General features: G+C 68.2%; 16 protein-coding genes and 1 riboswitch. Of the genes, 11 read left to right on the forward strand and 5 right to left on the reverse strand.

The features are described 5' to 3' along the window. The first annotated feature begins 13 nt into the window (after positions 1-13). Together GTZ93_RS27270 and GTZ93_RS27275 are read left to right on the forward strand one after the other, a co-directional pair. Positions 14-1396 carry a DmpA family aminopeptidase gene (locus GTZ93_RS27270; protein WP_120575507.1) on the forward strand — a complete coding sequence of 461 codons (1383 nt, stop codon included), beginning with the start codon at positions 14-16 and terminating at the stop codon, positions 1394-1396. 55 nt (positions 1397-1451) lie between these two features. Beyond that, complete coding sequence (locus GTZ93_RS27275) at positions 1452-1574, forward strand: aminopeptidase (protein WP_120560766.1); 123 nt, start codon at positions 1452-1454, stop codon at positions 1572-1574. Between the two features lie 37 nt (positions 1575-1611). Here GTZ93_RS27275 and GTZ93_RS27280 read toward each other — a convergent pair whose 3' ends face one another. Beyond that, positions 1612-2133, reverse strand: a complete 522-nt coding sequence (locus tag GTZ93_RS27280; protein WP_139916062.1) for a hypothetical protein — start codon at positions 2131-2133, stop codon at positions 1612-1614. 93 nt (positions 2134-2226) lie between these two features. On the opposite strand from GTZ93_RS27280, the gene GTZ93_RS27285 reads away from it, so the two are divergent. The 3 genes from GTZ93_RS27285 (at position 2227) to GTZ93_RS27295 (ending at position 6337) form a co-directional block, all read left to right on the forward strand. Next, positions 2227-3378: an AI-2E family transporter gene (locus tag GTZ93_RS27285; RefSeq protein ID WP_120575505.1), complete on the forward strand. Its 1152-nt coding sequence runs from the start codon at positions 2227-2229 to the stop codon at positions 3376-3378. Positions 3379-3426: 48 nt separating this feature from the next. Then, a complete protein-coding gene (locus GTZ93_RS27290; protein ID WP_139916061.1) occupies positions 3427-4464 on the forward strand; it encodes a hypothetical protein in 1038 nt (345 codons plus the stop codon). A 121-nt stretch (positions 4465-4585) separates the two neighbouring features. After that, positions 4586-6337, forward strand: a complete 1752-nt coding sequence (locus GTZ93_RS27295; protein WP_139916060.1) for a CotH kinase family protein — start codon at positions 4586-4588, stop codon at positions 6335-6337. A 45-nt stretch (positions 6338-6382) separates the two neighbouring features. Here the strand turns inward: GTZ93_RS27295 and GTZ93_RS27300 are convergent, their stop codons facing one another. Beyond that, positions 6383-7150 (reverse strand): polysaccharide lyase, encoded by a 768-nt coding sequence (locus GTZ93_RS27300; RefSeq protein WP_120575502.1) that lies wholly within the window; start codon positions 7148-7150, stop codon positions 6383-6385. A gap of 115 nt (positions 7151-7265) precedes the next feature. Between GTZ93_RS27300 and GTZ93_RS42965 the strand changes: the two genes are divergently transcribed. From GTZ93_RS42965 to GTZ93_RS27320, 5 genes are all read left to right on the forward strand, one after another. After that, positions 7266-7517 carry a hypothetical protein gene (locus GTZ93_RS42965; RefSeq protein ID WP_257979028.1) on the forward strand — a complete coding sequence of 84 codons (252 nt, stop codon included), beginning with the start codon at positions 7266-7268 and terminating at the stop codon, positions 7515-7517. Then, positions 7514-8026: a carboxylesterase family protein gene (locus tag GTZ93_RS27305; protein ID WP_257979027.1), complete on the forward strand. Its 513-nt coding sequence runs from the start codon at positions 7514-7516 to the stop codon at positions 8024-8026. Before GTZ93_RS42965 ends, GTZ93_RS27305 begins: the two co-directional genes overlap by 4 nt. Before the next feature lie 68 nt (positions 8027-8094). Further along, a complete protein-coding gene (locus tag GTZ93_RS27310) occupies positions 8095-8565 on the forward strand; it encodes an NUDIX hydrolase (protein ID WP_139916059.1) in 471 nt (156 codons plus the stop codon). 61 nt (positions 8566-8626) lie between these two features. After that, a riboswitch (guanidine-III (ykkC-III) riboswitch) is annotated at positions 8627-8696 on the forward strand. Between the two features lie 17 nt (positions 8697-8713). Further along, a complete protein-coding gene (sugE, locus tag GTZ93_RS27315) occupies positions 8714-9043 on the forward strand; it encodes a quaternary ammonium compound efflux SMR transporter SugE (protein ID WP_120575499.1) in 330 nt (109 codons plus the stop codon). A 106-nt stretch (positions 9044-9149) separates the two neighbouring features. Further along, positions 9150-9899 carry a glutathione S-transferase gene (locus GTZ93_RS27320; RefSeq protein ID WP_126934413.1) on the forward strand — a complete coding sequence of 250 codons (750 nt, stop codon included), beginning with the start codon at positions 9150-9152 and terminating at the stop codon, positions 9897-9899. Here GTZ93_RS27320 and GTZ93_RS27325 read toward each other — a convergent pair. From GTZ93_RS27325 to GTZ93_RS27335, 3 genes are read right to left on the reverse strand one after another with little or no spacing between them, the layout of a single operon-like run. Next, entirely contained in the window at positions 9863-10159 is a 297-nt protein-coding gene (locus tag GTZ93_RS27325; RefSeq protein WP_121778650.1) for a Carotenogenesis protein CarS, read from the reverse strand. The two genes, GTZ93_RS27320 and GTZ93_RS27325, sit on opposite strands and share 37 nt — an antisense overlap. Further along, positions 10156-10815 carry an NrsF family protein gene (locus GTZ93_RS27330; protein ID WP_139916058.1) on the reverse strand — a complete coding sequence of 220 codons (660 nt, stop codon included), beginning with the start codon at positions 10813-10815 and terminating at the stop codon, positions 10156-10158. The genes GTZ93_RS27325 and GTZ93_RS27330 overlap by 4 nt, the downstream gene beginning before the upstream one ends. After that, positions 10812-11354 (reverse strand): RNA polymerase sigma factor, encoded by a 543-nt coding sequence (locus GTZ93_RS27335; protein ID WP_014396684.1) that lies wholly within the window; start codon positions 11352-11354, stop codon positions 10812-10814. Before GTZ93_RS27335 ends, GTZ93_RS27330 begins: the two co-directional genes overlap by 4 nt. Before the next feature lie 188 nt (positions 11355-11542). Here GTZ93_RS27335 and GTZ93_RS27340 point away from each other — a divergent pair, with 188 nt between their 5' ends. Next, on the forward strand, positions 11543-12079 hold the full coding sequence (locus GTZ93_RS27340; RefSeq protein ID WP_120581330.1) for a DUF2378 family protein: 537 nt from the start codon (positions 11543-11545) through the stop codon (positions 12077-12079). Positions 12080-12121 lie beyond the last annotated feature (42 nt).

A 12121-nucleotide genomic window follows, 5' to 3' on the forward strand; every position in this document is an offset into this window, starting at 1 on the left:
TACGGTCGGCGCCATGGTGCGGATACCGGAAGAGAATGGGCCGAGGGTCCGGGCGCGGGAGCTGGGGCTTCCGCTGGGGCGCTTCAAGCCGGGGAAGTACAACGCCATCACCGACGTGGAAGGCGTGTTGGTGGGCCACACCACCATCATCGAAGGCTCGGGGCCGTTACGCCCCGGCTACGGTCCGGTGCGCACGGGCGTCACGGCCATCCTGCCCAACCTGGGCAACATCTTCATGGAGCGCATGAGTGGAGGCGGGTTCGTGCTCAACGGCGCGGGCGAGGTCTCCGGCATGACGCAGCTCATGGAGTGGGGCCTTATCGAAACGCCCATCCTCCTCACCAACACCATGGCCGTGGGCGCCGTGTCCGACGGCGTGGCCAACTACCTCGTCCAACGCTACCCGGGCATCGGTGACGAGCACGACGTCATCATCCCCGTGGTGGGCGAGTGCGACGACTCGTGGCTCAACGACGTCTCCGGCCGCCACGTGCGCCAGGAGCACGTCTTCGCCGCCATCAACGCCGCGAAGTCCGGGCCGGTGCAGGAGGGCAACGTCGGCGGCGGCACCGGCATGGTGACGTGCGACTTCAAGGGCGGCATCGGCACGTCGTCGCGCAAGCTGCCGGAGGTGCTGGGCGGCTACACGCTGGGCGTGCTCGTCATGTCCAACTTCGGGAAGATGCACAACCTGCGCGTGGGCGGCCTGCCCGTGGGCGAAGTGCTGGTGGAGAAGTTCAAGAACACCCCCCACCGCGGCAAGTCCTACGGCTCCATCATCGCCGTGGTCGCCACGGACGCGCCGCTCCTGAGCCATCAGATCAACCGCCTCTGCAAGCGCGTGGGCCTGGGCATTGGCCGGGTGGGCAGCTACGCGGCGCACGGCTCGGGTGAAATCGTGGTGGGCTTCTCCACCGCGAACATCATCCCCAGGCGCACCCAGAAGATGGTCTACAAGATGAAGATCCTCCTGGATCAGCGTCTGGACCCCCTCTACGAGGCCGTGATGGAGGCCACGGAGGAGGCCATCCTCAACGCCATGTGCATGGCGGAGCCCATGACGGGGGTGAACGACAACTACTCGCCGGCGCTGCCCCTGGACGAGGTCCGCCGCTTCGTGGACGCCTGCCGTCCCATCTTCGCCTCGGTGAAGAAGCGCCCCCACCAGACGAGCGCCCCGGCCTCCAAGGAGCGCCCCAGCGACGAGGACCGGGAGGGGGAGGTGACGCTGGGCAGCGCCCTGCCCACCCAGGTCCGCGGCGCGGAGGGCATTCCCTTCCCGACCCGTCCGGCCCCCAACGAACCCCCTCCGGACGGGGCGCCAGGGCCCTCGCCGGAAGCGAACGCGGCGCCTGTCCCGGGGGACCCCGAGGGTTCCTCTTCCGGGAGCCCGTAGGCTTCTGATAGGTAAGCACCCCTTTGCTCCATTCCGGAGACCAGGAGCCACCCACATGGCCAACAGCAAGAGCAAGCACCGCCGCGTGCAGATGAAGATCCGTCAGCACTGGAAGAAGCGGATCAAGAAGCAGAAGGAAGCCGCCAAGACCGCAGCCGCCGAAGGCAAGAAGAAGTAGTTCTGCCGCCCTGGCGCCGCTCCCGGCGGCCCTGGCTTCACTGCCGGGTCGCCGTGAAGGGGCGCGCCACGTTGCATCTTTGGGCGCTGGTCCCCTGGACGCGCGAGAACTGGCCGCTGAAGTTCCCGGTCAGGTTGCTCTGGCCCAGGCCGCCGTCCTCGGCTCCGCCGGTGTGGGTCGCGGTGAGGGTGTAGGTGGCGCTCACCCCGCCGTCGCCGCTGGGCAGCGGCGTGCCGATGAGCGTCAGGTCGCCGGTCGCGTACACCTGACCCGTCAGCGCCACCCCCGCCAGTGAGGCCGTGAGCGCGTTGCCCCCGGTGCGCTGGATGTTCAGCACCTCGCCGTCCGCCAGCGGCTGGACGTTCAGGTTCACGCACTCGGCGGACAGGCCCGCGTCCCCCAGGAACGTCAGCGGATACGCGCCCTCCACGGCGGGGCAGTTGTCGGTGCATGCCACGCTCTGGCTCTCGTCGCAGCCAGCGGGAGCGAGCATCAGGAAGGTGCTGGACACCACCGCGGTGGCGACGGCTGCCAGGCGAACGAAACGTCCAGAAGTCATGGATGGCCTCTTGGTGAAGCGAGGAGCGGACTTCCTGGTGGGAATAACCATTCCTACGTTGTGTGCAGTCGTTCTGGGGGACGGGGTGGGGCGGTGACGGCGGGCGATTCGAAGCGGTGGTCCAATTTCATTTTCGCGGGGCTGTTCGCGCTCGCGCTGATTCTCTTTTCACGCATCCTGCTGCCGTTCCTGATGCCGGTGCTGCTGGGCGGCTTCCTGGTCGTCCTGTTCATGCCCATCCAGGACTCCTTGGACCGGCGGCTCCAGGGCCGCAAGTCCCTGACGGCCGGACTGTCCACCCTCGCGGTGTTCCTGCTGATTCTCGCCCCGCTGGCCCTGGTGGGCTGGATGGTGGCCCGGGAGGTGCTCCAGTTCGTGGGCCAGGCGCAGGACCTGTTGGATCAGGTGGACCTGCGTCACCATTTCCTCAACAGCCTGCCCCGGGGTCTTGCCCGCTACGTGCACTTCGATCCGGAGAGCTCGGAGACGGAGCGCCTGTTGATGACGGCGGTGTCGGGCGGCGCGGGGCTGCTCGCGGACGTGGTGGGCGCCGGCACGGAGCTCCTCGTCAACATGTTCCTGATGACGGTCGCCATGTACTACTTCTTCCTGGACGGCCGTCGTCTGGTGAACGAGGTGGCGCGGCTGATTCCGCTGGAGCGCCGCTACTTCGACGCCTTCTCCCACGAGTTCACGGACGTCGCGTACGCCATCATCTACGGCAACACCGTCACCGCGTTGGTGCAGGGCGCGGTGGGCTTCGTGGGGTTGCTCATCGCGGGCGTGCCGCACGCCGGGGTGTGGGGCGCGGCCATGGTGCTGGTGGCGCTGGTGCCGGTGGGTGGCACCGCGCTCGTGTGGGGGCCCATTGGTGTCATCCTCATCGCGGCGAACCGGGTGAGCGAGGGCGTGTTCCTGCTCGCGTGGGGCACGTTCCTGGTGGGCAGCATCGACAACGTCATCCGCCCCAGGCTGTGCGGTTCGCGCATGGCGCTGCACCCGCTGCTCGTCTTCCTGTCCATGTTCGGCGGGCTGGCGGTGTTCGGGATGATGGGCCTGCTGGTGGGGCCGCTCATCGCGTCCATCTTCATGGCCATGGTGCGCATCTACCGGCGCGACTTCCTGGGTCGTGCGCAGGAATCCCAGCCTGCACCCGTGGTGTCCCAGGATTCCTCGCCTTCGCTCACCCCGCAGCCCGCGCCGGTGCCCTCCACGGCCAGCGTGGGTCACGTGATGAACGCCTGAGCCCCGAGCCTGGACTTCGCCCCGGCGCTGGGTGAACCTGACCGGAGCATGACGACCACCCGAAGCGCGAGGGTCCTCTCGGGACTGCCGCGGACCCTGGCCCTCGTCGGAGCCCTGTCGGCTCCGGCCGCGGCGGCCTCCGACGTCCTGACTCCGCCGGCCTTCCATGGCACCCGGGAGTCCCCCGCGTGGCTGTCGCTGCGGCTGGGCACCGGACCGTCAGGCAAGGCGCAGTCGAAGGTGGAGCCGGAGGTGGGCGCGCCCACCTGGGTGCGGCTCAACCTGTCCCTGACGGCGACGTGGCGGCGCTACTGCGCGCGGCCCGGCGTGGACAGCTGCGGCGCGTACGACAGGCTGCCGGAGGAGGATCAGCTCGGGGACACGTCGGACTTCAGGTCGTCGTATCCGTACCTGGGGCTGGCGCTGGATGTGGAGGTGCTGCCCCTGGCGCGCGCCACCCCGTCGGTGCTGCGCGGGCTGGGGTTCAAGCTGGGGGCGCAGCGGGGCTTTTCCAATTCCGACGTGACGCTCACCGGGGACGGCGGCCAGACGCCGGTGCGCGAGGTGTCCGCCACGGACACGGCCTTCACCGCGCAGGCGATGTATCGCTACTACTTCCGCTTTGGCACGACGCGGCCGCAGCAGGGCTACGTGGGCGCGCGCGCCGGCATCCAGACGCGCGCGTTCGACGTGGAGCAGTCCACGGACAACCCGCTGACCGGCACGCACCGCGTGTTCCCGTCCGTGGCGGTGGACCTGTCCGTGCCGCTGTTCAGCTCGGTGCGGCTGGACGCGTCGGGCGGGCTCCTGCTGTCGCCCAAGCCGGGGCACTCGCCGGAAGCGGACGGGGGCCGGCGGGCGCTGGAGGTCCGCGACTACGGCACGTCCGTGTCCAGCTTCGGCTGGAGCGCGGAGCTGGGCGTGTCCGGGGACATCTGGGGACCGTTCGGCTACGAGGTGGCCTGGCACCTGGAGCACTTCAAGGACAGCTTCTCCGGGCCCGGCACGCTCACCGGTTGGAACAACGGAGGAGCGGCCGAGGAGACGTACTCCAGCCTGCACGCTGGCTTGATCGTGACGTACTGACGTTGACGCTGTCGGGCGTGCGACATCGCCCCGGAGCGCGGGTGTCGGCACTCCGGAACGATGACTACCCCTTGCCTCCACGGCCTGTCACAGGCCCGTGACGCAAGGGGGACGCTGCTCGGTGCGAACAAGGCGATGGTGGACGCGGGGACTGGCGGGGCTGGCGTGCTTCGCTCTGGTGGCGTGCGGCGGCGGTGACACCCCATCGCCCACGAACGACACGCCTTCCGGCACGGACTCCGACGCGGGCACGCACCCGCAATCCGACGCGGGCACGGTGGATGGGGGCACGCTGCCGTCCTCCGACGCGGGAACGGGTTCGCAGTCCGACGCGGGCACCGAAATGCCGGACGCGGGGACGGCACCGCAGGCCTGCGCACCCACGGCGGGCGACACGCGCTGGGTGCTGGAGGGCGAGGCCTTCACCGCGCAGGTGACGTGCGCGACGGGCCTCAAGGAGGCCGGGCTGCGCTTCGGGGTGAAGAACCTGCCTCAGGGCGCCACGTTCGACGAGTCCACCGCCACGCTGCGTTGGACGCCCGCGCTCAACCAGGGCGCGGTGTGGATGCTCACGCTGGAGGAGCGCACCACCGACGAGACGGGCACGCTCAAGGTGGGCGTGGCCAACAATGACAACGCGCCGGGCAAGGTCGACATCGTCGACCCCGCGGCCTACACGGAGGAGTACGGGCTGCCCGTGGTGCACCTGTTCTTCGACCCGGCCGTGGGCCTGACGTCCGGAGGCTACCGGCCCGCGGAGGTGGTGTACCGGGGCCACCGCTTCACGATGGAAGCGAAGTACCGCGGGGCCACGTCCAGCGTGTTCCCCAAGCGCAGCCTGACCTTCAAGTTCGCGGAGGACGACCTGTTCTCCGAGCCCGTCTTCGGCGACGGCTTCAAGGACCGCAAGCGCCTGGTGCTGATCACGCCGTTCAATGACAACTCATACCTGCGCTCGCGGCTGGCGTTCGACCTGTGGAACCGGCTGTCACCCGACGCCGTGCGCATCCGCACCTTCAGCGTGGTGGTGTACGCGAACAAAAAGTACCGCGGGCTCTACACAGCGGCGGACCACGTGGACAAGCGGCTGATGGGGTGGAACGGCATCGACAACGACTCGGACCTCTTCAAGGGCGTGGACGCGGACGCCAACTTCTCCCGCCTCAAGCGCAATGGGCAGACGAAGGAGCACCTCCACGTCGGCTTCGAAAAGGACGAGGGCACGCCCGAGCAGAACCAGCCCCACGCCTTCGACACGCTGGACGCCTTCGTCGCGTGGGTGGCGGACTCCAGCGCGGACGGTTTCCGCCAGGAGTTCGGCACGAAGCTGAAGGCGCGGGACTACGAGGACTGGTGGATCTTCAATACGCTCATCCAGGGCAATGACTCGCAGGGGAAGAACGCCTATCACGCGTATGACCCCAAGGCGGGCGGACCGTGGCGCTTCATCCCGTGGGACCTGGACGCGAGCTTCGGGCAGAACTACGACACCACGCGCACCAGCGCCACGGCGCGGCCCACCTATGCGTCGGACAACCTGCTCTTCAAGCGGATGCTGGCGGAGCCCACCATCGCGGGCCCCATGCGCGAGCGCTACCGCCAGGCCCTGAAGAACGAGCTGAGCGAGGCCCAGGTGCAGGCGATGATTGACGGCTACGTGCGGGAGCTGGGGCCGAACGCGCAGCGAGACGAGGCGCGGTGGGCAACGGAGTACCGCAACTTCGCGAAGCCGGAGGCGGGGAGCGACGGAGGGTACGGCAACTTCCCGGACTGGCACCTGCGCCAGGACTTCAAGACCCACGTGGAGGAGGTGGAATACATCCGGCAGTGGGTGCACACGCGGTGGGGCGCGTTCCAGTCACAGCTGCCGTGAGGTTGGCGGCGCGGCGGGGGGAGGACCTCGCCGCGCCCACCGGGACTACCACTGCGAAGGGTCGGCGTCGGCGAACGTCGTGCCGGCGGCGATTTCGTCGAACCAGATGCTGCGGTTGGGCTGGGAGCCCTGCATGGAGCCGCTGTCGTGCCAGCCATTGGCGTAGAGGCCGACGCGGAACTGGAAGTAGCGGTCGTCAGCCACGGTGGTCGCCAGATTGAACTGCTCCAGGACCTTCACGCCGTCGAACCAGAGCTTGATGTAGCCGGTGCTGTCGCTTGCCCACTTCACCTGCATGATGACCTTGTGCCATTCCCCCGCGCTCACGGTGGCCAGACTGGGGAAGGTGACGGTCTTCTGGTTGCAGACGGTTCCCTGCTTGACGCGCGTGTAGAGCTGGTTGCCGGACAGCCACACCATGGTGGACGGCATGTAGTCGTCGCAGCCGGTGTTGGAGAAGTCCGCGATGAACTGCGCGATGTTGTAGGACTGGGGTTGGAACTGCCAGTCCTGCTGCAGGCGGAACGTGAAGCCATAGAAGCCCGTGTCGCCCCGGCGGTACACGTTGTTCCTCACCACCTCCGAGTGGTACCGGCCCGTGTAGTTCGGGTCGTAGATCTGCGTGACCTTGATGGCGGTGGGGCCCTCATAGGTGACGTTGGTGACCTCGTTCACGGAGCCGTTGTGCTCCCGGTTGATGGAGTTCCAGCCGGTGAGTGTTCCGGTGTTGCGGAAGATCTCCGCCGCCTGCGCGCTCAGCCCCAGCGCGAACAGCGACACGCTAGCGGCGACGGCGAAATGCTTGGGCTGCATTGAAAAGCCTCCACTGAAAATTTACGGCTTTGGCGTTATTGCTGGTTTTTCTAGCTTAGCAGGTTCGTGCCTCGTTTGTCTCGTTAGAGTGGAGCTTCCCTTTCCAGGAGGTTCCATGACAGCGATGCGTCGGCTGTTGATCTTGTGCGTAGGCTGGGTGCTGTTCTCCGCGCAGGCGGCACTGGCGGCACAGGGGGAGATTCTGGCCCGGCCGTACGGGACGGTGCCGGGGATGAACTACGGGTATTGGGAGTACCTGCCGCTGGGGTACGACGACGCGCCCACGGAGAAGTTCCCGCTGGTGGTGATGCTGCATGGACCGGGGATGTGGGTAACGGCAGCGCCGCGGCGCTGGAGAAGATCATGAACCTGAACGCGCCGCCGCGGCTGATCCGCAACGGGCGCGACTTCCCGTTCATCCTGATCGCGCCGCAGCGGTTCAACGCGTTCATCCAGGTGCCGGAGATCGACTCCATCATCGAGTTCGCGAAGGTGCACTACCGGGTGGATCCGAAGCGCATCTACCTGACGGGGATCTCTGCGGGCGCCATCCAGACGTGGGCGTACGCGGCCCAGCACTACGCCAAGCTGGCGGCGGTGTTGCCCATCGCAGGCAACGGCAATGGCCTGAACCTCTGCCCCATGGCGGCGGCGGGCCTGCCGGTCTGGGCCTTCCACGGTCAGGCGGACGGCACGGTGTCGCCATACGGCTCCATCGATCCGGTGAGCCGGATGAACAACACCTGCTCGCCCGGGGCGAATCCCGCGGCGCAGCTCACGCTCTATCCCGGCGTGGGGCACGACTCGTGGGGCCGCACGTACGACGGTTCAGCGGGCCATGACGTCTACGCGTGGCTCTTGAGCCACAGCCTCTGATTCCCTTCAGTCCGGTCCGCGAACGCAATTCAATGACGTCCCATGAGCTTCGTTCGCGGGATCCGGCGATGACGGACGGTCGTTCCTGGGAAGGCAACTGGAAGGTCCGCATTCATGAGCGGCTTCAGGAGCGCGGTTTCAAGTCGCTCACCGCGTTCGCTGACTCGCGACCCGCCGTGCCGTTCGAGGACCTCGCGGAGGAACTTGGGAAGGACGATGTCGCGGGCATCCAGGTCCTTCGCGGACTGCTTGCCGAAGCGGAGCGGAGCAAGCAGGTCACGCGCTTCGTTCGCGACGTGTTCGTGCGTCACCTTGCCCACAGCCTCCCGAAGGGCTGGCCGGCCGTGATGGATGACCACGCCCGGTTCCTGTTGGCCAAGGCGCTCGCCTATTGGTCCACGGACATTCCTGAATCGCATCAAGCACGGGCCGATCAAGCAGGCGATGCGCTTGATGCCCATCCACCCCCACCGGGCTGGCGTCCCCTCGGTCCCGACGACGAACTCCTCTGCACGTTGCTGCCGGACGAAGAAGCCTGAGCCACCACCTCAAGTGGGTGGCGGATGGCTGCCATCCCGGTTAGCTTCCGCGTCGCGTGCGGAGTCCCCAGGGTGGGGCCTCTGAGCCCGGACGAGGTGCGCCGTACCCGGTCACGACAAGACGACGCCTTAACGGGAGTCGTGCGTCATGTCGCCGTCGTGGATCCTCCTCATCATCGCGGGCCTTCTCGAGGTCTGCTGGACGCTGGGCCTCAAGTACACGCAGGGCTTCACCCGACCGCTGCCCAGCGTGCTCACGGTGGCCGCCATCATCGCGAGCATGGGCCTCCTGGGCCTCGCGGTGAAGCAGCTCCCCATCGGCACGGCCTACGCGGTCTGGGTGGGCATCGGCGCGGCCGGCGCGGCGATCGCGGGCATGGTGCTCTTCCATGAGCCCGCCACGCCCTCGCGCCTGTTCTTCCTGGTCCTGATGATCGTCGCCATCATCGGGCTGAAGGTCACCAGCGGAACGCACTGACCTCAAGGACAGTGGGGGAGTGAACCCTCCTCGTAGATGGGCTTCCAAAGCGCGCATCCCCCGAGCACAGGATGCGCGCCTGTTCCCATCACGCGAGGTGACGGCGATGAGCGACGCGAAGTTCGAGCTGTACTACTGGCCCGGCATTCCCGGCCGGGGCGAGTTCGTGCGGCTGGTGCTGGAGGAGGCGGGCGCGGACTGGGTCGACGTGGGCCTCCTGCCCGAAGCCCAGGGCGGCGGCGCCAAGGCCATCACGGCGATGATTTCCAAGGGCTCCGTGCCCGCGTACGCGCCGCCCGTGCTCAAGGTGGGCGACGTCGTCTTCTCCCAGGCGCCCAACATCTGCTCCTACCTGGGTGAGCGCTTCGGCCTGGTCCCCGCGGACGAAGCCTCGCGTCTCCATGCCCGTCAATTCCAGCTCACCGTCGCGGACGCGGTCGCGGAAGCACATGACACGCACCACCCGCTCGCCGTGATGAAGTACTACGACGAGCAGAAGGACGCCGCGAAGCAGCGCGCCGAGGATTTCCGCACCCAGCGCATCCCGAAGTTCCTGGGCTATTTCGAACGCGTGTTGAAGGCAAACACGCAGGGCGGCGGGAAGTACCTCCTGGGCCGCGACTTCTCCTATCCGGAACTGGCGCTATACCAACTGGTGGAAGGCCTGCTGTATGCCTTTCCCAATGCCATGCGCCGCGTCGCGCCCGAGGTGCCCGGCGTGATGGCCTTGCGTCAGCGCATCGCGGAGCGCCCTCGCATCGCTGCCTACAAGAAATCCCCGCGCGCCCAGCCTTTCAACCCTCACGGCATCTTCCGGCACTACCCGGAGCTGGACGACCCGAACGCGACGAAGTGACCCTGGGGCACCTCGACGATTTCGCGGGCGAAGAACAGGTCCTCGCCCAGGCCGGCCACGCGCACCTGGATGAGCGGGTCGCTCGGGTACTGCATGGGCGGATCGTCGAATACCAGCGCAACGACGACGCCCACTCGGCCCAGGAAGCGCTCCGACACGGAGTCATCCGGCTCCGTGCGGACGATCATCACCGCCGCGCCCATGCGCACCGGCGCGCCGTCCACGTCTTCCATCAAGATGAGCGAGGGGTCGTGCTTCATGGTGCGTAGGTCCGGGGTTTGAGTCGTTTCGACAGCGCCCAGGTCACGAGCGTCAACAGCGCCCATGCCCCCAGGTGATAGGTGGCCACGTGGCCAGGGCCCTGCTCACACGCCAGCTCGCCCACGACCGCGCCCACCGTCCCCACTGCCAGCCCCGCCACCGTCGCGCGCAGCGGGTCGAACACCGCCGACCGCAACGCGACCAGCGCCACCACCAGGGGCACCAACGCCAGCGCCACGTGGCTCACTGTGCACACCCACTCGGGGAGGCTGGAAGGGCCCCGCGGGGTGGCCCGCGTCAGCACCAGCAGCGCGGAGCTCACCAGCGCCATGCCCACGCCCACCCAGCGCAGCCTGCGCCCTCGCGGGGACAGCGCTCCCCAGGAGCACACCGCGCTCGTGGACAGCAGCATCGCCAGCAGGGGCGCGCGGCCCATCAGCATCGAGCCCGTGGTGCGCCCCAGCGCCAGGAACACGCCCATCACCGCGAGCGCCATGCCCGCGGACGCCGCGAACACGCCCAACGCCTGCGAACGCCACCCCCGCACGGGCCGCTTCAGGGCCAGCTCCGCGCGCGATGCCGCCAGCGCGCGCTCCATCGCCTTAGGGTCCAGGCGGGGCGGGGTGGACCGCCATGGGTCGGTCGGAGGGCTCATGACACGTCCTCCAGTCCGCCCAGCAACTCACGCAGCTTCTCGTAGCCCCGGTGTGCCCGGAGCCGGGCCGCGCCCGCGCGGATGCCGCGCATCTCGGCGATCTCCTCGAAGGACCAGCCCTCCATCTTGCTCAGCACCACGGCCTCACGCTGCTCCACGGGCAATTGCTGGAGCGCGTCCTCGATGCGCCGGCGCATGGCCGGGTCCCCGTCCGGCGCGGGCACCGACGTGGGTCCGTCCTGCGGCGCGTGCGCGTGCGCGTCCACGTGCTGCTGATGCCGCAGCGCGTCCCGGGCCGCGTTCGCCGCGATGGTGAGCAGCCAGGGGGTGAAGCGGGTGCCGCGCTCGTAGCGGCCCCGGGCGCGGATGACGGAAAGGAAGGTCGTCTGCATGAGGTCCTCCGCCAGCGGCCCGTCCCTCACCATGCGGGCGAGGAAGCCGTGCACACGCCCGGCATGCCGGGCGAACAGCGCCTCGAACGCCGGCTCGTCTCCCTGGCGAAACTGGTCCATGAGCACTTCGTCCGTAACGCCTTCCATCGTCTGGCTCACGGACGGCCCTGCTCGGAAATCGTTTCCAAGGGCGGTCGATTGCCTCCTTGGAGGCTCCAAAGCCTTGAAACGACAAGCGCTGGACGTGACATCGCCGGAGGGCTCGCTTCCAGGACCCGAAAGGGTAGTGTCGCGCGCCTTACAGGTTTCAACGCGTTTCCCCAATTCGAGCGTCCATGTCCCCGGCCGAGGTCGTCATCCAGTCCACGCTGTTCGAATCGCTGCTGCGCTGCGTGCGGTTGGACAACGCGTTGCGCGAGCGGATGGCGGCGGCTGGCTATGACCCGGACCGGCCCAGGGCCAGCTATCCGGCGTCGGTGTTCCAGCGCTGCCAGAACCTGGTGCTGCAGGCCGCGTACGCGGGCCGGCCTCGCGAGGAGGCCCTGCGTCAGATGGGCCGGGACCTGGTGCGCGGCTACTTCGAGACGCTGGTGGGCAAGGTCGTGAACGTGGCCCTGAAGGTCGCGGGCCCGGACCGCGCGATGAAGCGGGTGGCGCTGAGCTTCCGCTCCGTGATGGAGCCGGTGGAGATCACCTCCACGGAGCTGGGCCCCAAGGACTGGCGGGTGACCTTCCAGGGCTATCCCTTCCCGGCGGAGGCCGCGGCGGGGTGTTGCGAGGAGGCGCTGCGTCAGGCCGGGGCCGCCAATGCCAACGCGGTGCTCGAGTCCGACGACGGACACGGCCGCTTCGAGCTGCACATGCGCTGGTAGGACGTCCCTGTGCACGCCGTAACGGTGATCATCATCCTTCCA

This window comes from Corallococcus exiguus (assembly GCF_009909105.1).
Taxonomy (GTDB): domain Bacteria; phylum Myxococcota; class Myxococcia; order Myxococcales; family Myxococcaceae; genus Corallococcus; species Corallococcus exiguus.

Bases quoted from the DNA above. Each gene is read 5' to 3' on its own strand.
- GTZ93_RS27270 (WP_120575507.1), top strand. From the start codon at position 14: ATGGTGCGGATACCGGAAGAGAATGGGCCGAGGGTCCGGGCGCGGGAG.
- GTZ93_RS27275 (WP_120560766.1), top strand. From the start codon at position 1,452: ATGGCCAACAGCAAGAGCAAGCACCGCCGCGTGCAGATGAAGATCCGT.
- GTZ93_RS27280 (WP_139916062.1), bottom strand. From the start codon at position 2,133: ATGACTTCTGGACGTTTCGTTCGCCTGGCAGCCGTCGCCACCGCGGTG.
- GTZ93_RS27290 (WP_139916061.1), top strand. From the start codon at position 3,427: ATGACGACCACCCGAAGCGCGAGGGTCCTCTCGGGACTGCCGCGGACC.
- GTZ93_RS27300 (WP_120575502.1), bottom strand. From the start codon at position 7,150: ATGCAGCCCAAGCATTTCGCCGTCGCCGCTAGCGTGTCGCTGTTCGCG.
- GTZ93_RS42965 (WP_257979028.1), top strand. From the start codon at position 7,266: ATGACAGCGATGCGTCGGCTGTTGATCTTGTGCGTAGGCTGGGTGCTG.
- GTZ93_RS27305 (WP_257979027.1), top strand. From the start codon at position 7,514: ATGAACCTGAACGCGCCGCCGCGGCTGATCCGCAACGGGCGCGACTTC.
- GTZ93_RS27310 (WP_139916059.1), top strand. From the start codon at position 8,095: ATGACGGACGGTCGTTCCTGGGAAGGCAACTGGAAGGTCCGCATTCAT.
- sugE (WP_120575499.1), top strand. From the start codon at position 8,714: ATGTCGCCGTCGTGGATCCTCCTCATCATCGCGGGCCTTCTCGAGGTC.
- GTZ93_RS27320 (WP_126934413.1), top strand. From the start codon at position 9,150: ATGAGCGACGCGAAGTTCGAGCTGTACTACTGGCCCGGCATTCCCGGC.
- GTZ93_RS27325 (WP_121778650.1), bottom strand. From the start codon at position 10,159: ATGAAGCACGACCCCTCGCTCATCTTGATGGAAGACGTGGACGGCGCG.
- GTZ93_RS27330 (WP_139916058.1), bottom strand. From the start codon at position 10,815: ATGAGCCCTCCGACCGACCCATGGCGGTCCACCCCGCCCCGCCTGGAC.
- GTZ93_RS27335 (WP_014396684.1), bottom strand. From the start codon at position 11,354: ATGGAAGGCGTTACGGACGAAGTGCTCATGGACCAGTTTCGCCAGGGA.
- GTZ93_RS27340 (WP_120581330.1), top strand. From the start codon at position 11,543: ATGTCCCCGGCCGAGGTCGTCATCCAGTCCACGCTGTTCGAATCGCTG.